A 19,770-nucleotide genomic window follows, 5' to 3' on the forward strand; every position below is an offset into this window, starting at 1 on the left:
GAGGGGGTGGTGTGGCCGGGGGCGGGGCAGGGGGACCGGAGACCGCGCGCAGGGTGGTGGCCGCTCGGGGGGCCGTGGGACGGGCTTCGGGGGCCGTCGACCGGCATCGGTGGCAGAGGGCGGTGGCCGCCGGGGGGACGGTGTCGGGGAGGGGGGTCGTGGGGGAGCGTTTTCCGGTCAGGCATTCGGTGAGCAGGATGCCGAGGGCGTAGATGTCCGCCGGCCGGGTGGGCGGGGCGGTCGTGGGCTGTTCCGGGGGGAGGTAGGGGAGGGCGTCCCAGGCCGGCTCGCGGGTGAGGCTGGGGGCCAGGACGCGCACGCCGTCGGGGGTGAGGAGCACCTTGGACGGCCGGATGTCGCCGTGGACGAGGCCCGCTCCGTGCACCTTGGACAGGGCCTCGGCGACCTGGGTGCAGACCTGGATGGCGGTCGCGACGGGGAGGGGGCCGCCGCGGATGCCGTCGGCGAGGCTCACTCCGTCGATCAGTTCCATGACGAGGTACGGGACGGGAGCGGCCTTGGCCCCGGAGGTCTCGTCGCTGTCGTAGACCGTCACGATCCCGTGGTGGGAGAGGGCGGCGCAGGCCAGGATGCCGTCGCGGACGCGGGTGCGGGAGGCCGGGTCGAGCAGGGGCTCGCCGGGCACCAGCTTGAGCGCGACGGGCCTGGCCAGGACCCTGTCCCAGGCGCGCCACACCTCCGTTCCGCGCCCGGAGTCGATCCGCTGCTCGAGCCTGTAGCGCTCGCCGAGCCATTCTCCGGAATCCACAGACCAGCCCCTTCCAGGAGACCCGGACCACCGGCACGTCCACAGGTACGCACGCGCTCCCCGGAAGGTTCGGATCACCCGGGTTCCGCCGCATATGTCTCCGCTCCGGCGAACAGGCCGCCGGGCGGCCGGGCTCGCTTCCGGGGCGAGCATCGGGGTTTCGGGCTGGGCATGTGCTGACAAAGTTCCGGTGATCATGGGTGGGGGCCGGGCTCCGCAGGGGATGTGCCGATCATGAGTGGTGACGTGATCGCCCGCGCCCCGGTGAGCCGGGAGGCCGGGATCGCCTCGCGGGGAACGGCCGGGGCGGCCGCCCCTGGTGTCCCCCGGTGACGAACGGCGCGGGGACGGACGAGGCGGGGACGGACGAGCGGCGGAGGATGCCGTTGCCGACTCTGACCGCGATGGTGGTCGGGTCGATGGTCGGCGCGGGAGTGTTCTCGCTGCCGCGGAACTTCGCCCAGGCGACGGGCGTGTTCGGCGCGGTGATCGCCTGGGTGATCGCGGGTGTGGGCATGCTGATGCTCGCGTTCGTGTTCCAGCTCCTCGCGGTCCGCAAGCCCCGGCTCGATGCCGGGGTGTACGCCTACGCGAAGGCGGGATTCGGGGAGTTCCCCGGCTTCTACTCCGCGTTCGGCTACTGGGCCAGTGCGTGCGTCGGCAACGTCACCTACTGGGTGCTGATCAAGTCCACGCTCGGCCAGGTGTTCCCTGCGTTCGGCGAGGGTGACACCGCCGTGGCCGTGATCGTCTCGATCGTCGGCGTGTGGGCCTTCCACTTCATGATCGTTCGCGGGGTCCGGGAGGCGGCGAACATCAACAAGATCGTGACGATCGCCAAGGTCGTCCCGATCCTCCTCTTCGTCGTCATCCTGGCCTTCACGCTGAAGGCCGACGTGTTCGCCGACAACCTCTGGGGCGGCACGGAGCGTTCGGCGGGGGCGCTGTTCGAGCAGGTGCGGTCGACGATGCTGGCGACGGTCTTCGTCTTCCTCGGCATCGAGGGCGCGAGCGTCTATTCACGGTACGCGCGCAAGCGCTCGGACGTCGGGCGGGCGACCGTCCTGGGCTTCCTCAGCGTCCTGGCCCTGTTCGCGTCCGTGACGCTCCTGTCCTACGGAGCGCTGCCCCGCGCCGATCTGGAGGAGCTGCGCCAGCCGTCGATGGCCGGTGTGCTGGAATCCGTCGTCGGCGCCTGGGGGACGAAGTTCATCAGCGTCGGCCTGATCATCTCGGTGCTCGGGGCCTACCTCGCCTGGACGCTCATGGCCGCCGAGGTCCTCTACGTGGCCGCCCAGGACAAGGACATGCCGGCCTTCCTGCGTCGCAGGAACGTCCAGGGGGCGCCGACCGCCGCCCTCGTCATGACCAGCGTGCTGGTCACCGCGGTCCTGGTGGTCACCCTCTTCTCGGACGACGCCTTCACCTTCACGCTCAAGCTCAGCAGTTCCCTGTCGCTGATCCCCTATCTGCTCGCGGCCGGATACGCCCTGAAACTGGGGATCCGCGGCGAGACCTACGCCGAGCGCCCCGACGGCCGTCGCAAGGAGACGGTGATCGCCTCGGTCGCCGTCCTGTACACCGGTTTCCTCCTCGTCGCGGCGGGCCCGGAGTTCCTGCTGCTGTCGTGCATCATCTACGCGCCGGGAACGGTGCTGTTCGCCATGACCCGCAAAGAGCAGGGACGCACGATGTTCTCCCGCCCCGAGCTCCTGCTCCTTGCCGTCACGATCGCCGGAGCGATCGCCGGCGTGATCAGCCTCGCCACCGGCGCCCTCACCATCTGACCGCGCTGGGAAGGCCAGGCCGCCGGGTGCGACGGCCTGGAAGGCGAGAGGGCCGGTCGGGCCGGTGACGGTGGAGTAAGCCGCCCCGACCGGACGGGCGTCATCGGCGAACGGGGTCATCTTGTACGGGCCGAGCTCGGACGGCGGCGCGGAGGTCCCCGGGTCGCCGGAGAACACCACGGCCGGACGCGGGCCGGCGGACAGGAGCCGTCGGCGGAGCGGCGGCTTGAACAGCTGGACGGTCGGCGTGGACACCCCGAGCTGCGGAATCCGGAGCGAGGCGGACGCCCCGAGGGTGCCGTCGAGGGTCCACCACGGGTCCTTGTCCTTGTCGGCGGCCAGGGACAGACCCGGTTCGAGGCTGATGCTCGGCCCGCCCACCCCGTACACCGCGACGGTCGGCTCGGCGCGCAGCCCGAGCTCGACCTTGCCGCTCGCGGTCAGCGGGGGAGCCTGCGCGAAGGAGGAGCAGCCGACCGAATCGACCGGCTTGACCTTGCCGCCCTCGTAGATGAGCCCGGCGGTGCCGGTCACGGTCGCCGAGACCCTGGCGGTCTGACCACCATGCCGCGCACACCCTTGGGCAAGCTGACGATGGAGACCTTCTGCGACGCCCGCTTCGGCGCCGCCGCGGGCGGAGCCGCCATGACCGGGACCCGGTCGACCAGATGTCCGAGCACGGCGAGGGCTCCGCCGAGCCGAGCGGTCATCCGAGAATCAGGCACCACCCGGCAGCCCGGTGGGGAGAGGTCAGCGTCATCGGGGTGCGGGCCCCGAGTGGTATGGCTAATGTGAGCTTTGCTCATGTATGTTCTGGTGCTCCACGTCGCCTTCGGGAGCCTCCTTGCCCTCGCGTCTGCTTTCCCCGCTGGTCTGCGGGAGCCTGCTGCTGCTGATCGTGATCGGTGCGGTCCTGGATCCGGTCGGGTTCTTCGCCCTGTACGGGATGCCGGGGCGGGTCGTTCCCGTCACGCGGTGGCAGGCGGCGCCGCTGGTCGTCCAGATGCCGCTGCTGCTCGCGGGGGTGTGGGTGGTGACGACGGCCTTCCGGCAGCTGGGGCGGTGGCGGAGGTTCGCCTCGATCTGGGGCGGGATCGTGCTCGTCTCCCTCGTCGCGAAGTTCGCCATGACGGTGGTGGCGACCGCGCCGTGGTCGGGCGCCGCCGATCTGGCCTGGGCGACGGGGTACACCGTGCCGAAGGCCGCGCTGTACGGTCTGGTCGCCGCCGGGACGTCCCTGCTCGTGCGGGGTCCGGGCGCGGTGCCGCGGACCGTCGCGGGGACGCCCTGGGCGTCGGCGGCGGGCGTCGCCGTTCTCGCGGGCGTCAGCGGGTCGTGGCTCGGGCAGGCCTGGGGGCGGGACCTGCCGCACGCGGTGCCCACGGTCTCCCCCTCGGGCGGCGTGCTCGGCCTGGCGGCCGGGCTCCTCGTGCTGTTCCTGGCCGCGGCGCGGACCCAGCGGACCTTCGCCCGCCGGTCCGGCGGACCGCTGGGGGACTTCCTCGGCGGATGGATCGCGACGCTCTGGGCGGGCGCGGTGCTCGGCCTGGTGCAGGCCGTCGCGATGGTCCTGGTCGACGGTGTGGGCAGCGCCCTGCAGACGCCCGCGCTGCTCTACGTGCGGGTCTGCGAGGGGGTGGCGTTCGGCGCGGCGATCGGCTGGGCGGCCGGGCTCGGCGCGCTGTACACCGCGCGCAGGCGGCGTGATCCGCTGCCCGTGGGCGCGGGAACGCGGCGGGCCGCCGTCACGGTGGCGCTCGCGGTCACCGGCGGTGCCGTGCTCGGCTCGGCCGGTGAGGCGGAGCCGCCCGTCCTGAGCGGCGGGGCGTCCGCCGCCACGCCGGGGGACGAGCTGCTGCCGCTGCACGCCGTGCGCGGCGAGCACCCTCGGATCGCCGACGCGGCGGGGCGGCAGGTCCTGCTGCGCGGCGTCAACGTGAACCAGCTCGTCGACTTCTACGCGCCCCGGCCCGAGGTTCCCGCCACCCGGCCGCTGACCGAGGCGGACTTCGCCTCGATGGCCGGGCTCGGCTTCGACGTGGTGCGGCTCGGCCTGTCCTGGTCGAAGATCGAGCCGTCGCCCGGCTCCTACGACCAGACCTATCTCGCCCGCGCCGACCAGGCGGTCGTCTGGGCCCGCGCCCACGGCCTCTACACCGTGCTCGACCTGCACCAGGACGGCTGGAACAACCAGCCGACACCGCCCGGGACCTCCTGCCCGGCCGGAACCTCGGCGATGGACGGCTACGACGGCGCCCCGGTCTGGGCGACCCACGCCGACGGAGCGGTGCGCTGCCAGTTCACCGGCCGGGACCTGTCCCCGGCGGGCGACCGGGCGTTCACGAACTTCTCCTACGACCGCGACGGCGTCCAGACCCGGCTCGTCAAGGTCTGGGGGATGCTCGCGGCCAGGTACGGCGACGACCCGTCGATCGCGGGCTTCGACCCGATGAACGAGCCCGGCTTCGGCGAGCAGGCCCCGATCACCTCGACGCTCCTGCTCGGCCGCTTCTACGACCGGGTCCTGAAGGAGATCCGGTCCACCGAGACCCGCCGCCACCTGTTCTTCTTCGAGCCGAGCATCTTCTGGTCGGGTCTCGGCTTCGACGCGATCCCCCGCGGCTCGTTCACCGACGACCCCGATCTCGTCTTCGCTCCCCACCTCTACGGCGAGTCGATCACGATGGACGCCTCGCTCGGCCTCCCCCCCGATCACCACGATCGAACACGGCTTCACCCTCGCCGAACGGGCCGCCAAGGACATTCCGATCTGGAGCGGCGAATGGGGCTACTGGGGTGACACCCCCACCGTCCAGGACAAGGTCCGCCGCTACGCCCGTGAGGAGGACGCCCACCGCATCGGCGGAGTGTTCTGGGTCTGGAAGCAGGCCTGCGGCGACCCGCAGAACGGCATCGGCCCCACCGGCAACGGCCTGGAGACCGTCGACTGCGCGACCGGCCGCGACCTCCCGCGCGACCCGGTCAAGGCCGCCGAGCTGTCACGGGCCTATCCGCGCGCCGTCCCCGGCGTCCTGACCGCCCTGTCCTCGTCGCCCGCGACGGGCACGGCGCCCCGCGCCCTCACCCTGGAGGGGACGGCGGGATCGGGCTCCTGCCGGCTGGACCTGTGGGTCCCCGGGGACGTCCGCCCTTCGCCCCTCGTCCGGAACATCACCGATCTCACCCTCCGGCAGGTGCCGGGCGGCTGGCGGATCGGCGGATGCGCCACCGGACCGTACCGGCTGACGCTCTGAGGCGCCGGACGCAGTCCGGACCCGGGATCGCCTCCGCCGAGGGCGCGGCTGAGACGGTCCCGGGGCCGGGGACCGGCGGCAGGCGTTCTCCGGCGCGTTGGAGAACGCCCGCCACCGGGGTTCACGGGGGTTAGAAGACGGTTCCGGCGTCGTGGGCGACGATGTCGTCGGTGGCACGTTCCGCGACCGCGGCGATCGTCATCGACGGGTTGCAGGCGGCGGTGGTGCCGGGCATGAGGGCGCCGTCCAGGACGTAGAGGCCGCGCTGGCCGTTGACCCGGCCGGACAGGTCGCAGACGGTCCCCATCGACGCCCCGCCCAGCGGATGCCAGGTCGAGGGGTAGACGGCGGTGGTGTCGGTGAGCAGGCCGCCGAATCCGGCGATCCTGGTGGCCCGCTGGTTGATGCGCCGGTAGAGAGTGTCGTCGGCGCCCTTGGTCCAGTTCAGGACGACGTCGTCCTTCGCCGCGTCGTAGGTGTAGCGGCCGCGGCCCTTGCTGACGCCGTAGCCGACCATCATGGTGGAGCCGATGTCGGGCAGCGGCGGCAGCGACGCCTGGATGATCGTGTTGGCGACGGTGGGGTCGTTCCATTCCTTGCTGCCGTAGACGACGGGGCCTCCCTGGGGGAAGTCGAAGTCGTCGAGCAGATCGGTCCACATGTAGATGCGGTCGCCGTTGGTGCCCCAGTTGGTGCCGAGACCGTCGGGCAGGTCGGGGATGAGGTTCTTGGCGTCGGCGCGCATGAGGAGCCTGGTGGTGTTGGCGGACCCCGCGGCCAGCACCAGCGCCTTCGTGGTGAGGATCTTCTTCTCCAGGACCGTGCCGTCCGTCGAGATCCGATCCACGTAGACGGTCCAGCGGCCGTCCGGCGCCTTCGCGACGTCCGTGACGTTGTGCAGCACCGCGACGGTCGCCAGCCCGGTCGCCTCGGCGGCGGCGATGTAGGTGACGTCGACCGAGTGCTTGCCGCCGTTGTTCACCCCCAGGGAGCAGTCGCCGTTGGTGTAGGCGGGTTTCATCTCGCCGTTGAGCTCCCGCAGGGCGAAGCTCCAGTCGATCGGCATCGGGATCTTCGACAGCTGGTAACCGGCGTTGGTGACGCCCCTGCCGAAGATCCGGGCCGCTTTGTAGGTCTTGCTGTTGATGAGGGCGTCGGGTGCCGTCTGGAGTCGCAGCATGTTCGCGACGCGCGGGTAGTAGACGCTGTTCATGCGGGCGTGGTCGAGGCCGTTCGGCATGGTCGCGTTGAACACCGCCTCGGACGGCTGGAGCGTCATGCCCTGGTAGACCAGGGATCCGCCGCCGACTCCGGACGCGCAGATGACGTCCATGCCGTTCCCGCCGATGGCCTGCAGCAGACCCGTGTAGGGGGCGTCGAACCCGCCGATCGTGATCCCGAAGATCTTCACGGGAGCTCCGAGCCAGAGCGCCCGCTTGTCCAGGGACGAGGTGACGCGCGGGAACGTCTCGGCGTTCGGCCCGGTGGGCCAGCGGATCCCCCGCTCCAGTACCAGGCAGGGCACACCGGCCTGGGCGAAGCGCAGCGCGGTCACCCCGCCGCCGAAACCCGACCCGATGATGACGACCCGGTGCTCCTCACGGGTGAGCGGAACCCTGGCCGCCGTCCGGGCGGCGGCGCGGGCGGCCGGAACGGTCCCGGCCATGGTCAGCGCGGCGGTGGCCGAGGCTCCGGCCAGCATGGAACGGCGCGTGATGGTGGACATACTGCTCCTCTGAACTGGGGGTGGGTGCGCTTGAGGCAGAGGTGGCGGCGCAGAGGTGGTGGGGTCCCTCCCGCATGGGCGACGGGAGGGACCCGGTACCCGGCCAGGCCGCCACCGGCCCACCGCGGACGAGGAGGAGGAGGAGTCCGCGGAGCGGGTCGGTCATGGCAGAACGGCGAGGCGGGCTCGGGGGAGGTGGCCTGTGCGGGGCCACCAGATCGGCAATGATGTTCTCTTCTGCGGAGACTGTGATTCTGCTCTCAGAAGTATGCACTTTCTTGGGACCGGAGGATTGTCACGGTTCCTCATGAACCCGAGAGGTTCCTTGTCACGAGCGCGATTACCGACGGGTAGCCGACGCGATGGACGCGCGCCCGCACCCGAGGCCAGAAAGATCCCGGCGGTCCCGCCCATGCCTGGACGGAGGAGAAAATGACCTCTCCGCATATTCTTACCGGCGAGTACGACCACGGATTTCGCGCCTTATCGCCGGGGACGTTTTCTCGGCTCTCCATCGCCTCCCACCAGGCGAAAGAAATTCTCGATTCTCCGAATCAAGATTTTCATAAGGTTCCGGAGAAGCCGAACACTCATGAGCTAGCATCACCGGATGAGTGCGGCGAATCATGACAAGTTCGACCCGACCGTTGCCAATGAGGCGCGCGTGCTCGACTACCTCAGGGGCGGCAAGGACAATTACAAGCCGGACCGCAGGCTGGGCGATCTGCTCCTGGAGGCGGCCCCCGAACTCGTCACGATGCTCAGGGAGGGCCGGAAGTTCCTGTCCCGGGCCGTCTGGTACCTGGCCGGGCAGGGCGTGCGGCAGTACGTGGAGATCGGGTGCGGCCTGCCCACCCGGGGAAGCCTCCACCAGATCCTCGCGAAGAGCGCACCCGACTCGAAGGTCGTCTATGTGGACAACGATCCGATGGTCGTGCGGTTCGCCCAGGCGCTCGTCGACGGCCCCTGCGAGGTCCGGGTCGTCGGCGCCGACGCACGGGACGCCAAGGAACTGCTGAGCCGTCCCGAGATCGGCGAGCTGCTCGACGTCCGGGAGCCGACGGCCGTCATCCTCCAGGGCGTGATCTCGACGATCCTCGACGACGACGTCGCGACGCGGATGGTCCGCGACTTCGCCGACTGGCTGAGCCCGGGAGGCTACGTCGTGTTCTCCCATCCGATCCAGGACCTGTGCGCGGAGCGGACCGACAAGCTCATCGACCTCTTCCACGAGGGCGAGTTCGAGGAGGGCGGCCGGCGGAACGGCCGGAGCCTGGAGGAGATCGCCCTGCTCCTCGACGGTCTCGAACTCGTCCCGCCCGGCCTCGTCCCCACCCCGGCCTGGCGTCCCCTCCGCGGCGAGCCCACCGTCGACATCACGACCTACTGGGGCATCTCCGCCATCGGCCGCAAACCCTGACGACCAGATTCTCGGCCCGCTTCGGTGAGGAAGCCGCGGGATCGGGCAGGGAAGGGGTCCAACGGACCTGACTGGGGACAGCCATGATGCTCGATGTGATCGTCGCGGCCGGGATCATCGGCGCCTTCGTCGGCGTCGTGGCGCGGCTGGCCAGGCCCCGGCGCTGACCGCCGCGGCGGCCCTCAGGGGCACGGGCCGCCGTACCCGACACATGAACGGGCGGAAGGTTGAAGTGATGGTGGTCACATTTCGGGGGAGACCAGAACTTTTCCCGATGAGCGCGACTCTGACTCCGCACTAGTCGCCGCGCCATTACGGGCGGCTCCGTGGTTTCGGGACGGACGTCCCGAAACCACGATCACCTAGGAGAGGAACAGTTCTCGTGCACAAGCGACTCATCAGCGGCGCCGTCGCCGCGACCGTCGCGGGCGGCCTGCTCCTGCAGGGCTCCCCGTCCTTCGCGGCTCAGGCGGTCTCCGCCGTTCCCGCCGTGGCCGCCGCCGCCCCCGCCAAGCTCGTCGCCGTCTCGGTGTCACCCCAGCGCACCACCGCCGGTCACAAGATCAAGCTCGCCGCCACGGCGCGGGTGCCCCGTGGGGAGGCCGCCGCGGTCTTCGCCGAGATCAAGCGTCCGACCGACGTGCTGAAGATCCGGCTCAAGTCCCGCGGGCACGGCCGGTACACCGGATCCTGGACGGCCCGCGGCGACTTCGCGGGCAAGATCACCTTCCGTCTGGTCGGCAAGTTCGCCGACTCGACGATCAGCAGGAAGATCGATGTCAAGGGGAGGCCGTCGGTCTACGACGGCAAGGCCACCCCGCCCGAGGTGCTGCCCAACGCCAAGACCACCCTGTCTGCGAAGGTCGTCGGACGCGGTGTCACCTCGGTGACCGCGGTCGTCGGCGCGCCCGGCGACCAGACGAACATCGCGCTGCGGCCGTCCGAGCGGCACAGCGGTTACGCCGTATGGAGCGGGCAGTTCACCGCGCCGGGCACCGACAAGCAGCTCAAGCTGCCGATCACCTATGTCGCCCGCAACAGCCGGGGCACGGCGCGGCTCACCACCGACGGCCTGACGGTCACCCCGCAGGCGCCGCCGGCTCCGGTCGTGGAGAAGGTCTCCGCGCCCGCGACGTCGGTCGTCTACAAGGGCGGCAACAAGTTCACCGTCACCGCGCAGGCGTCCAACGCCTCCGCCGGCGTGAAGATCTCCTACTGGGGGGCCGGCACGCCGTACCAGAACATCGACATGAAGCTCGTCACCCCGGACGTCTACACCGCGACCGTGGTCGTCCCCGGCACCGCCAAGGGCAAGATCGACTTCAATGTCAAGGCCTACGGCACGGCCGAGGTCAAGTCGGGCGGCTCCGTCGTGGTCAAGAAGGCCACGTGGCTGACGAAGTTCAACGCCTCGCCCGAGCCCGTCAAGAAGGGCAAGAGCATCAAGATCTCGGGCGTGCTGATCGGCCTCAACAGCGCCGGCACCGCCTACTCCGGTCTCAAGGGCGGCACGATCCAGATCCTCTTCCGGCCGACCGGCTCCAAGACCTACACGACGGTCAAGACCGTGACGTCCGGCTCCAGCGGCAAGATCTCGACGACCGTCACGGCGGCCGCGGGCGGCACCTGGTACACCAAGTTCGTCGGCACCGCCTACTGGAACCCCAGCGCCTCCGGCGGCGACTGGGTCAAGGTCACCGGCTGACACCCGTTTCGAAGGCAGAACCCTGAGGGCCCCGGCGCATCGACCGCGCCGGGGCCCTCTCCATGATGACGCAAGGCCGTTCCGGAGCGCGTAAGACGCGACGCGACCGGACCGTGTCCGACGCTGTGACCTGGGATGACGGTGTCCGGGACAGTGTCGTACAGGCTGACAACACGATCTTGTTGTGGACAGGGGGCGCCGACCGGAACTGTGGGTCGGGCCACGGGGAGCCGATCCCCGGGGACCGAACACAGGAGGTAGAGATGAGGGCGAGGACGTTCGCCGCCGGGGTTCTGGCGGCAGCGCTCGCCGCTTCGATGACCGGGGCGGCGGGGACTTCGGCGGCGGTGGCCGCGGATGCCAGGGCGCTCCCCAGCGTGAACATGGAGGCCGTCGTGAAGGCGGCCCAGATCGATCCGCGGCGGCGCGACAGCAAGCTGACGCCCGGGGCCAAGGCCGGGGTGCTGCTCGTCGAGAAGGCGCTGCGCGACCGGCACCTGCTGGACGCCCGCTGGGTGGACGGCTACTACGGGACGACCACGGTCACCGCGTTCGCCAAGTACCAGAAGTCGCTCGGGTTCCGCGGCATCGACGCCAACGGGCTGCCGGGGAAGGCCTCGCTCGCCAAGCTCGGGGCCGGCCGCTTCAAGGTGACCCGGGCCATCGGCCCCGGCGGACGGGTGAAGTTCGGCAAGGCCGTCGTGAACGTCCGGACGCGGACCATGCTGAACGAGGCCAAGCGGCTGCTCGGCCGCAAGCTCGTCCTCGACCAGGGGTCCTACAATCCCGGCGGCGACCCCACGTCTGCGGGGACGCATGACGGGGGCGGGGTCGTCGACGTGAGCGTCAAGGGGATGAGCGCCGCCACCCGCGTCTCGGTCGTGCGCGCGCTGCGCCGGGTCGGGTTCGCGGCCTGGGTGCGCAGCCCGCGGCAGGGCGACTGGCCGTGGCACATCCACGCCGTCGCCATCAGCGACACCACGCTCTCCGCCCAGGCGCAGCACCAGGCGGGCGACTACTACCTCGGGCAGAACGGTCTCTCCGGCCGCGGCAAGGACGACGGCCCGAAGGTGACCATCCGTACCTGGGAGGAGTACCGGCGACTTTAGAGCCTGTTCCGACAGGCCAAAGGAACTGTCCGGAATCCATCCGAACTCCCGGCCCCGACCGGCCATCCAAGATCACAGCTCCCCAGAAGAAAGAGATCGAGATGCGTACGCTCAACAGGATCCTCACCGGAACGACCGTCGCGGTGGCGCTCGGCGGTGCCGTGCTCGCGACCGCCTCCCCCGCCTCGGCGGCGACCCGCAACGGCGCCTGCCAGACCGGTGAGTTCTGCTACTACTTCAACAGCAACACCAAGGGGTCGGTCTCCGACTTCACCGGCTCCGTCGGCGACTACGGCACCAAGCAGCCCGGCTGCTTCGACTTCAAGGGCAAGGGCGCCGGCAAGGGCAAGTGCATCAAGAACGCCGCCGCCTCGGTCTGGAACCGCAGCACCAAGACCGTCCGGGTCTACTTCAACAGCGGTTACAGCGGCACCTACCAGGACTTCAAGGCCGGCGCGAAGGGCAACCTCAAGGCGTCGCTGAAGAACCAGAACGCCTCGCACCAGTTCAGCCCGTCGAACTCCAAGCGCGTCAACATGTCGTACGCGCTGTACAAGGCGAGCGGCGGCCACATCAGCTGCAAGTTCGACGGCTACACCAGCACCTCCGGCCGTCACGAGGGCATCGACATCGCGCGCCGGGTCGGCTCGGACGTCCACGCCCTGACCAGCGGCAAGATCATCTACATCGCGCGCGGCTTCAACGGCGGCCGTGGGCTCTCCACGATCTCCATCTACAACGCCTCGCTGAAGAAGACGGTCATCTACCTGCACTCCGCTCCGCGCTCCTCGCTGCGCGTCGGCCAGAACATCAAGCGCGGCCAGATCATCGCCGACGAGGCCTGGCACGGCGTGTCGTACGCCAGCGCCGCCCACACCCACGTGGAGATGCGCCCCGGCTACCAGAAGCTCGCCTCCAAGAGCGTCGGCGACCCGGTCCTGACCAACCCGAACCCCAACGCGTTCTGGGTCTCCCAGGGCTACAACGTCCGCTGACGCCCCGCGACCTCTGACGAAGGGAGGACCCCGTGTCCCCACGGATCACCCGGCTGATCTCGCGGTTCGCGGCCGTGACCACCGCGGCGGTGCTCGGCGGTGCGGCGCTCGCCGCCACCGCGACCCCCGCCTCGGCGGCGGCCCGCAACGGCGTCTGCCAGACCGGTGAGTTCTGCTACTACTTCAACAGCAACACCAAGGGGTCGGTCTCCGACTTCACCGGCTCCGTCGGCGACTACGCCGCCAAGCAGCCGTCCTGTTACGACTTCAAGGGCAAGGGCGCCGGCAAGGGCACCTGCGTCAAGAACCACGCGGCCTCGGTCTGGAACCGCAGCACCAAGACCGTCCGGGTCTACTTCAACAGCAACTACAAGGGGACGTACCAGGACTTCAAGCCCGGCGCCAAGGGCAACCTCAAGGCCGCGCTGAAGAACCAGAACGCCTCGCACAAGTTCCTCGGCAAGAGCTCGAACAGCTGCCTGAGCGACGGCACGAACACCCGGGTGCCCAAGACGATCCTGGTGTACCGGCAGTCGCTCAACCGGGTCGACCGGGTGTCGTTCAAGTACTACGTGAAGAACGTCCTGCCCAACGAGTGGTACTCGAACTGGCCCAAGGAGTCGCTCAGGGCCGGGGCGATCGCCGTCAAGAACTTCGGCTGGTACTGGTCGCTGAACTCGGCGAGCAAGACGCCGAGCGGCAAGTGCTACGACGTCACCGACCACACGACGAGCCAGGTCTACCGGCCCGGTTCGGCGACGGCCGCGACCAACGCCGCGGTGGACGCCACGTGGAACACCGAGATGACGCGCAACGGCAAGATCCTTCAGGCCCAGTACTGCCAGACCACGACGGCCTGCGGCCACTGGGTGACCGGCAACTGGATGTCGCAGAACGGCTCGCGTGACAAGGCGCGGGCGGGCTGGAGCCACTCCAGGATCCTGAAGTACTACTACCGCAACATCGTTCTCAGGTGACGACCCGCTGAGAACCCCCAGCTCCGACACCCCGCCGGGCCGCCACGGCGGGGTTTCGGGCGTCCGGAGCCCGTTGCGGGCCTCAGGCGCCGTCGACGTAGAGCTGGAAGTTGATCGCGCGGTTGCCGGGGAAGGTGAACCGGCCGGCGGCGTCGACCATCTTGAAGCGCGCGACGCACAGGCCCGGCTTCACCGGGGTGGTGACCTCGGTGCTGATGTCGACCGTCCCGCCGGGGGGCGTGTCCCTGATCGGCACGTGGGAGATGGTCTGGCACTGGTCGGCCTGCTGGGGGCTGTCGATCCGGCGCAGCCGGTAGCCCTTCCACGGCACGGTCCCGATGTTCTTGATCTGCCAGGTCTTGGTGACCGTCCGGCCCGCGTCGACGTGCGTGCAGTCGCCGAGCGTCACGTCCCTGACGAAGACGGCGGCGTCGCCCTCATGCTCCGGCGGAGCGGGCGGCGGATTGGGGAAGACCACCGGGCACCCGGCCGCGGCCGACGCCGGACCGGTCGCACTCGCGGTCGGCGTCTGCTTCCCCGGCTCCGACCCGCGGTCCACCGCGACGAAGACGATCACCGCCCCCACCCCGATGGCCGCCGCGGCGAGCACGCCGACGACCGGCCGGGACCTCCTGGACCGCACCCCCACCGCGGGACGGGCCGGCGGAACACCGCCCCCACCGGGCGGCGGCACCGGAACGGGCGCCGGACCGGTGGTCCCCGCCGCACCGGTCCTGGGCTCGATCGCCAGGTGGACGGCACGCCGCTCACCGGTCCCCGTGGCCGAAGCCGTCGCCGCCGCCGCGGGACGCGCCGCCGGATCCGCGGCCCCCGCCGTCCTGACCGCCCGGTTGGCGGCCTCCCAGCGCTCCCGGAACTCCCCGGGCTCACCCCCGCAGGCCCGCACGAACTCGACGGTCGTCTCCCAGCTGGGAAGACGATTGCCCTTCGTGGCCTCATGCAGAGTCGTGTGCGAGATCGCCCCGGATCGCCCGGACATCTCGCGAAAAGGTGGGTCGCCTACCGAGGCACGCAGTTCCCGCAGGTTCGCCGCGAAACCCTCGATCGCCTCAGCCCGTGCACGCCTGTCGTCCACCCGGCGAAGCTAACAGCACCCATGACCCTCACTCAACTCACAACCGTCGCGGGGGCCGTGGGACGGGTGGGGTGAAGGGTGTGGGGATTCGTGGGGGTAATTCGGTTCTGTTCATCTTTCTCTCATCGGGCGCTTGTAGCTTGGAGTGATGGAGCGGGAGGCGGAGAGGCCGAACGGTGCCGAGGCGCGGGAGTTCCGGGGGCGGGGCTCGCGGCGTGTGCTGGGCGTCGGGGTGGGCGTCGCCCTGCTCGTGGTGGTCGGGGTGCTCGGGTTCCGGGTGGGGGGTTCGGGCGAGGGGAACCGTGCTTCCTCGCCCACGCGGAGCCCGTCGGCGAGTGCCAGTGTCAAGCCGTCGGTCGCGGACGTGTTCAAGCGGGTCGGGCCGTCGGTGGTCGTCATCCGGGCGGACTCCTCGCTCGGGACCGGGGTGGTCGCGGCCGATGACGGGACGATCCTGACCGCGCATCACGTGGTCGAGGGGGCGAAGAAGGTCCGGGTGACCTTCTCCGACGGGACCGAGGTGGCGGCCCGGGTCGCCTCGGCCGATCCGAAACGCGACATCGCGACGCTGGCGCCCGCCGGGCTGCCGGAGATCCTCGTGCCCGCGACGCTCGGCGGAGGCCTCCAGGTCGGGGCGGAGGTCGTGGCCATCGGCAATCCGCTCGGGCTGACCTACAGCGTCTCGTCCGGGGTCGTCTCCGGGCTGGACCGGCGGGCCGACTCCAAGGGCTCACCGGGCATGACCGGGCTCATCCAGTTCGACGCCTCCGCCAACCCCGGCAGCTCCGGAGGACCCCTCCTCGACGCCCGGGGGCTGGTGGTCGGGATCGTCGTCTCGATCGCCGACCCCGGCCACGACGAGGCGTTCGCCGGGATCGCCTTCGCGGTGCCGATCGGCACCGCGCTGGGCGGCGCGGACGGGGAGGGACCGCCCGGGAACGGGCCTCAGATCTGACCTGAACGAGAAGGAACACGATGACCTCGAACCCCCTGGGACCGTCCGCCGCCGATGCCGTGAACCCGCTCGAACAGGTGCTGTTCGAGGTCAAGCGCACGATCGTCGGGCAGGACGTGCTGCTGGAGCGGATGGCCGTCGCCCTGATCGCCGGCGGGCACCTGCTCGTCGAGGGGGTGCCGGGCCTGGCCAAGACGCTCGCGGTGAAGTCGCTGGCCGCGGCGATCGACGGGCAGTTCCAGCGGATCCAGTTCACCCCCGACCTCGTCCCCGCCGACCTCGTGGGAACGCGGATCTACCATCAGCACTCCGGTGAGTTCCGGACCGAACTCGGACCCGTCTTCGCGAACCTGCTGCTGGCCGACGAGATCAACCGGGCGCCCGCCAAGGTGCAGAGCGCCCTGCTCGAGGTGATGCAGGAGCACCAGGTCACCATCGGACGGGAGACGTTCAGGGTGCCGCAGCCGTTCCTGGTCATGGCGACGGAGAACCCGATCGAGTCGGAGGGCACCTATCCGCTGCCCGAGGCGCAGGTCGACCGGTTCATGATGAAGGTCGTCGTCGGCTATCCGAGGCACGCCGAGGAGCACGCGATCGTCGACCGGGCGCTGCGTCCGCCCGAGGCGACCCAGCCGATGCTGGGCGCCGCCGACCTGGTCCGGATGCAGGAGCGGGCGCGGGAGGTCTACGTCGACCCGGCGATCGTCGACTACGCCGTGCGCCTGGTCACCACGACGCGTTCACCGGGGCAGGCCGGGCTCGGCGAGCTGGAGCGGTACATCACCTACGGGGCCAGCCCGCGCGCGTCGATCGCGCTCGTGGTCGGGGCGCGGGCCCTGGCGTTCCTGCGCGGACGCGACTACGTCCTGCCGCACGACCTGTCCGAGCTCGCCCTCGACGTGCTGCGCCACCGGATCGTGCTGTCGTACGAGGCGCTGGCCGACGAGATCGACGCCGACGCGATCGTCGCCCGGGTGCTCGGCGCGGTGCGGGCCCCCGAAGTCGTCCTGCAGAGCCGCTGACCATGCGGGCCGCCTCCGAGAAACTCCTCCTCCGTCTGGAGTGGCGGGTGCTGCGCCGCCTCGACGGGCGGATCCAGGGCGCCCACCGCACCGCGCACCGCGGGACGGGCATCGACTTCGCCGGGCTGCGCTCCTACCTGGAGGGCGACGACGCGCGGCACATCGACTGGAACGTCACCGCACGGCTGAACGAGCCGCATCTCCGGGTCTTCCACGAGGACAGGGAGCTGACGGCCTGGCTCGTGCTCGACCGGTCGGCGTCGATGACGGCGGGCAGGCCCGGACGGGGAAAGCACGACGTCCTCGCCGAGCTCGCGCTGGTCCTCGCCCGGCTGTTCGGCCGGGGCGGCAACCGGGTCGGCGCCCTGTTCTTCGACACCGGCAGGCCCAGGGTCGTCCCGCCGGGCGCGGGCCGCAGGCACGTCCTGCGCATCGGCGCCGAGCTGGAGCGCACCGCCGAATCGCACCGCGGCGGGACCACCGACCTGGCCGCGATGCTCGACGCGGTCGCGAACATCGCCCGCCGCCGCAGCCTGGTCGTCGTCGTGTCGGACTTCATCGGCGAGGGCGACTGGGAACGGGCGCTGCAACGGCTGGCGCGACGGCACGAGGTCGTGGCGCTCCGGGTCGTCGACACCGCCGACGACGTGCTGCCCGAGGCCGGGCTGATCGTCGTCGAGGACGCCGAGACGGGCGAGCAGCTCCTCGTCGACTCCGGCGATCCGCTGTTCCGGCTGCGGTTCCGCTCGGCCGTCGACGGCCGCGAGGCCCGCCTCGAGACCGGCATGCGCCAGGCCGGAGTGCCCGTCCACCGCGTCGACACCGACCGCGACCTGGGCGAGACCCTCGTCGAGGTCGTCGCGAGAACCCGGAGCCGGCCCGCATGACACTCGACTCCCCGCTCCTGCTCGCCGCCGGTCTCCTCGTCGCGGCGGCCCTCGGCTACGCCACCGTCGTGCTCGGACGCCGCCGCTCCACCGCCCTCTCCGCCGCCGGTCTCACCGTGGCCGCGGGCCGCTGGACGCGCCTCGGCGTCTGGGCGACCATCGGCGGCGTCGCGGTCCTCGCCCTCGCCATGGCCGGTCCGGCGGCGACCGTCCCGGTGCCGCGGGCCTCGGGCACCGTCATCCTCGCCATCGACGTCTCCAACAGCATGGGCGCCGACGACATCGCCCCGACCCGGCTGGCCGCCGCGCAGAAGGCCGCGCGGGCGTTCGTCGAGGCCCAGCCGGACAGCGTCGACATCGGGGTCGTCGCGTTCGAGCGCGGCGGCCTCACCACCGCGCGTCCCGACGCCGACCACTCCCTCGCGCTGGGCGCCATCGACCGGCTGAAGGTCACCGGCGGGACGTCCCTGGGCTCGGCCGTCTTCGCGTCGCTGTCGGCGATCACAGGGAAGACGGTCTCGGCCGGGCGCGACGGCGCCGTTCCCGACATCGGCTACTGGCCGTCCGCGACGATCGTGATGTTCTCCGACGGCCAGGACCAGGGCGAGGATGTCGACAAGGCCGCCGAGACGGCCGAGAAGGCGGGCGTCCACATCGACACCGTCGGCATCGGCACCACCGAGGGCACCTCGGTGACCGTCGACGGGTTCCGGCTGCAGACGGCCCTCGACGAGGACGCCCTGAAGTCGCTCTCGCAGACCACCGGCGGCGCCTACCATCCGGTCGCCGACCCCGGCGGGCTCGAGGGCGTCGCCTCGCGGATCGACCTGCGGCTCACCGTCTCCGACGAGCGGCTGCCGCTGGCCGGGGCGTTCATCGCGGTCGCCCTCGCCCTGCTGGCGGCGGGTTCCGTGCTCACCATCCTCCGTTCGGGGCGGGTGATCTGAGATGTCGTTCTCCTGGCCTTGGGCGCTGTCGGGGCTGCTGGTCCTGCCGCTGGTCTTCGCCGTCTGGTGGCTGACCCGGCGGCGGCGCAGGCGGGCCGCGGTGCGGGTCACCTCGATCGCGCTCGTCCGGACGGCGCTGCCGGGCCGCACCCGCTGGCGCCGGCGCGTGCCCGCGGCGTTGCTGATGACCGGGCTCGTGGTGCTCGGGGTCGGCGCGGCGCGGCCCCAGGCGAAGGTGCCCGTCCCGATGACCTCGGCGACGATCCTGCTCGCTCTCGACATCTCCGGCTCCATGTGCTCGACCGACGTCGACCCGAACCGGCTCACCGCGGCCCGCAAGGCCGCCGCCGGGTTCATCGAGTCGCAGAAGGGCGGCCCGCGGATCGGCCTGGTCACCTTCGCGGGCACCGCCGGGCTCCTCGTGCCCCCGACCGGCGACACCCAGGCCCTCCTGGACGCCCTCGACGGCCTCGTGACCTCCCGCGGGACGGCGATCGGCCAGGCCATCCTCACCTCGCTCGACGCCATCGCCGAGGTCGACCCGTCCGTCGCCCCGACCGGCGCCGACCCCAAGGACAGGGGTGACGGCGGCTACGCGAGCTCCGCGATCGTGGTCCTGACCGACGGCGCGAACACCCGGGGCGTCGACCCGCAGACCGCCGCCCAGCAGGCCGCGCTCCGCAGGGTCCGGGTCTTCCCGATCGGGTTCGGCACCACCGCGCCCGCGCCCATGGTCTGCGACAGCTCCCAGACCGACGGCAGTTTCGGCGGGCCTCCCGGCGGCGGCTTCGGTGGTTTCGGGGGCTTCGACGGCGGCGGCGGCCGCAACCCGCGCACGATCGACGAGCCCTCCCTCCAGCGGATCGCCTCCACCACCGGCGGCTCCTACCACCGCGCCGAGAACGCCGAGCAGCTCCGCGGCGCCCTCAGGAACCTGCCCAGCACCTTCACCGTGGTCTACGAGCGACGCGACATCGCCTCCTGGTTCGCCGGAATCGGCGGCGCCCTCGTCGTGACCGCCCTCGGCTTCTCCCTCTGGTGGAACCGCGCCAGGCTCCCCGCGACCCCGGGCGGCCCTCCGAAGTGATTTTCCTCGGTCCCGATGGTCTTCGATCATGCGG

16 protein-coding genes are annotated in these 19,770 nt (G+C 71.1%); 13 read left to right on the forward strand and 3 right to left on the reverse strand.

Going from position 1 to position 19,770, the window contains the following annotated elements:
- Nucleotides 1-769: serine/threonine-protein kinase (locus ABD785_RS15635; RefSeq protein WP_344828561.1), on the reverse strand; the 769-nt coding region annotated here is incomplete at its 3' end.
- Between the two features lie 380 nt (nucleotides 770-1,149).
- On the opposite strand from ABD785_RS15635, the gene ABD785_RS15640 reads away from it, so the two are divergent.
- From ABD785_RS15640 to ABD785_RS15650, 3 genes are all read left to right on the forward strand, one after another.
- A complete protein-coding gene (locus tag ABD785_RS15640; RefSeq protein ID WP_344828564.1) occupies nucleotides 1,150-2,556 on the forward strand; it encodes a basic amino acid/polyamine antiporter in 1,407 nt (468 codons plus the stop codon).
- Between the two features lie 844 nt (nucleotides 2,557-3,400).
- A complete protein-coding gene (locus ABD785_RS15645; protein WP_344828567.1) occupies nucleotides 3,401-5,356 on the forward strand; it encodes a glycoside hydrolase family 5 protein in 1,956 nt (651 codons plus the stop codon).
- A 67-nt stretch (nucleotides 5,357-5,423) separates the two neighbouring features.
- Nucleotides 5,424-5,810, forward strand: coding sequence for a hypothetical protein (locus ABD785_RS15650; RefSeq protein WP_344828570.1), 387 nt, complete (start codon nucleotides 5,424-5,426; stop codon nucleotides 5,808-5,810).
- Between the two features lie 130 nt (nucleotides 5,811-5,940).
- On the opposite strand, the gene ABD785_RS15655 is transcribed toward ABD785_RS15650, so the two are convergent.
- Entirely contained in the window at nucleotides 5,941-7,536 is a 1,596-nt protein-coding gene (locus tag ABD785_RS15655; protein ID WP_344828572.1) for a GMC oxidoreductase, read from the reverse strand.
- A gap of 610 nt (nucleotides 7,537-8,146) precedes the next feature.
- Between ABD785_RS15655 and ABD785_RS15660 the strand changes: the two genes are divergently transcribed.
- From ABD785_RS15660 to ABD785_RS15680, 5 genes are all read left to right on the forward strand, one after another.
- Complete coding sequence (locus tag ABD785_RS15660) at nucleotides 8,147-8,956, forward strand: SAM-dependent methyltransferase (RefSeq protein WP_344828576.1); 810 nt, start codon at nucleotides 8,147-8,149, stop codon at nucleotides 8,954-8,956.
- A 382-nt stretch (nucleotides 8,957-9,338) separates the two neighbouring features.
- Nucleotides 9,339-10,661, forward strand: a complete 1,323-nt coding sequence (locus ABD785_RS15665) for a hypothetical protein (RefSeq protein ID WP_344828579.1) — start codon at nucleotides 9,339-9,341, stop codon at nucleotides 10,659-10,661.
- Nucleotides 10,662-10,924: 263 nt separating this feature from the next.
- Nucleotides 10,925-11,770: a peptidoglycan-binding protein gene (locus ABD785_RS15670; RefSeq protein ID WP_344828582.1), complete on the forward strand. Its 846-nt coding sequence runs from the start codon at nucleotides 10,925-10,927 to the stop codon at nucleotides 11,768-11,770.
- Between the two features lie 101 nt (nucleotides 11,771-11,871).
- Nucleotides 11,872-12,765, forward strand: a complete 894-nt coding sequence (locus ABD785_RS15675) for a peptidase inhibitor family I36 protein (RefSeq protein WP_344828585.1) — start codon at nucleotides 11,872-11,874, stop codon at nucleotides 12,763-12,765.
- A 32-nt stretch (nucleotides 12,766-12,797) separates the two neighbouring features.
- Complete coding sequence (locus tag ABD785_RS15680; RefSeq protein WP_344828588.1) at nucleotides 12,798-13,742, forward strand: SpoIID/LytB domain-containing protein; 945 nt, start codon at nucleotides 12,798-12,800, stop codon at nucleotides 13,740-13,742.
- Nucleotides 13,743-13,824: 82 nt separating this feature from the next.
- Here ABD785_RS15680 and ABD785_RS15685 read toward each other — a convergent pair whose 3' ends face one another.
- On the reverse strand, nucleotides 13,825-14,742 hold the full coding sequence (locus ABD785_RS15685; RefSeq protein ID WP_344828591.1) for an NBR1-Ig-like domain-containing protein: 918 nt from the start codon (nucleotides 14,740-14,742) through the stop codon (nucleotides 13,825-13,827).
- A gap of 244 nt (nucleotides 14,743-14,986) precedes the next feature.
- Here ABD785_RS15685 and ABD785_RS15690 point away from each other — a divergent pair, with 244 nt between their 5' ends.
- The 5 genes from ABD785_RS15690 to ABD785_RS15710 are packed head-to-tail and all read left to right on the forward strand — an operon-like array spanning nucleotide 14,987 to nucleotide 19,736.
- On the forward strand, nucleotides 14,987-15,793 hold the full coding sequence (locus tag ABD785_RS15690) for a S1C family serine protease (RefSeq protein WP_344828594.1): 807 nt from the start codon (nucleotides 14,987-14,989) through the stop codon (nucleotides 15,791-15,793).
- A 20-nt stretch (nucleotides 15,794-15,813) separates the two neighbouring features.
- Nucleotides 15,814-16,815, forward strand: a complete 1,002-nt coding sequence (locus tag ABD785_RS15695; RefSeq protein WP_344828597.1) for an AAA family ATPase — start codon at nucleotides 15,814-15,816, stop codon at nucleotides 16,813-16,815.
- A gap of 2 nt (nucleotides 16,816-16,817) precedes the next feature.
- On the forward strand, nucleotides 16,818-17,702 hold the full coding sequence (locus tag ABD785_RS15700) for a DUF58 domain-containing protein (RefSeq protein WP_344828600.1): 885 nt from the start codon (nucleotides 16,818-16,820) through the stop codon (nucleotides 17,700-17,702).
- Nucleotides 17,699-18,649: a VWA domain-containing protein gene (locus tag ABD785_RS15705; protein ID WP_344828603.1), complete on the forward strand. Its 951-nt coding sequence runs from the start codon at nucleotides 17,699-17,701 to the stop codon at nucleotides 18,647-18,649. The genes ABD785_RS15700 and ABD785_RS15705 overlap by 4 nt, the downstream gene beginning before the upstream one ends.
- Nucleotide 18,650: 1 nt before the next feature.
- On the forward strand, nucleotides 18,651-19,736 hold the full coding sequence (locus tag ABD785_RS15710) for a VWA domain-containing protein (protein ID WP_344828607.1): 1,086 nt from the start codon (nucleotides 18,651-18,653) through the stop codon (nucleotides 19,734-19,736).
- Nucleotides 19,737-19,770 lie beyond the last annotated feature (34 nt).

Origin of the sequence: Actinocorallia longicatena (genome assembly GCF_039534125.1) — a bacterium.
GTDB lineage: Bacteria > Actinomycetota > Actinomycetes > Streptosporangiales > Streptosporangiaceae > Actinocorallia > Actinocorallia longicatena.

Bases quoted from the DNA above. Each gene is read 5' to 3' on its own strand.
- ABD785_RS15670 (WP_344828582.1), top strand. From the start codon at position 10,925: ATGAGGGCGAGGACGTTCGCCGCCGGGGTTCTGGCGGCAGCGCTCGCC.
- ABD785_RS15685 (WP_344828591.1), bottom strand. From the start codon at position 14,742: ATGTCCGGGCGATCCGGGGCGATCTCGCACACGACTCTGCATGAGGCC.
- ABD785_RS15690 (WP_344828594.1), top strand. From the start codon at position 14,987: ATGGAGCGGGAGGCGGAGAGGCCGAACGGTGCCGAGGCGCGGGAGTTC.
- ABD785_RS15710 (WP_344828607.1), top strand. From the start codon at position 18,651: ATGTCGTTCTCCTGGCCTTGGGCGCTGTCGGGGCTGCTGGTCCTGCCG.
- ABD785_RS15700 (WP_344828600.1), top strand. From the start codon at position 16,818: ATGCGGGCCGCCTCCGAGAAACTCCTCCTCCGTCTGGAGTGGCGGGTG.
- ABD785_RS15675 (WP_344828585.1), top strand. From the start codon at position 11,872: ATGCGTACGCTCAACAGGATCCTCACCGGAACGACCGTCGCGGTGGCG.
- ABD785_RS15655 (WP_344828572.1), bottom strand. From the start codon at position 7,536: ATGTCCACCATCACGCGCCGTTCCATGCTGGCCGGAGCCTCGGCCACC.
- ABD785_RS15660 (WP_344828576.1), top strand. From the start codon at position 8,147: ATGAGTGCGGCGAATCATGACAAGTTCGACCCGACCGTTGCCAATGAG.
- ABD785_RS15695 (WP_344828597.1), top strand. From the start codon at position 15,814: ATGACCTCGAACCCCCTGGGACCGTCCGCCGCCGATGCCGTGAACCCG.
- ABD785_RS15640 (WP_344828564.1), top strand. From the start codon at position 1,150: ATGCCGTTGCCGACTCTGACCGCGATGGTGGTCGGGTCGATGGTCGGC.
- ABD785_RS15705 (WP_344828603.1), top strand. From the start codon at position 17,699: ATGACACTCGACTCCCCGCTCCTGCTCGCCGCCGGTCTCCTCGTCGCG.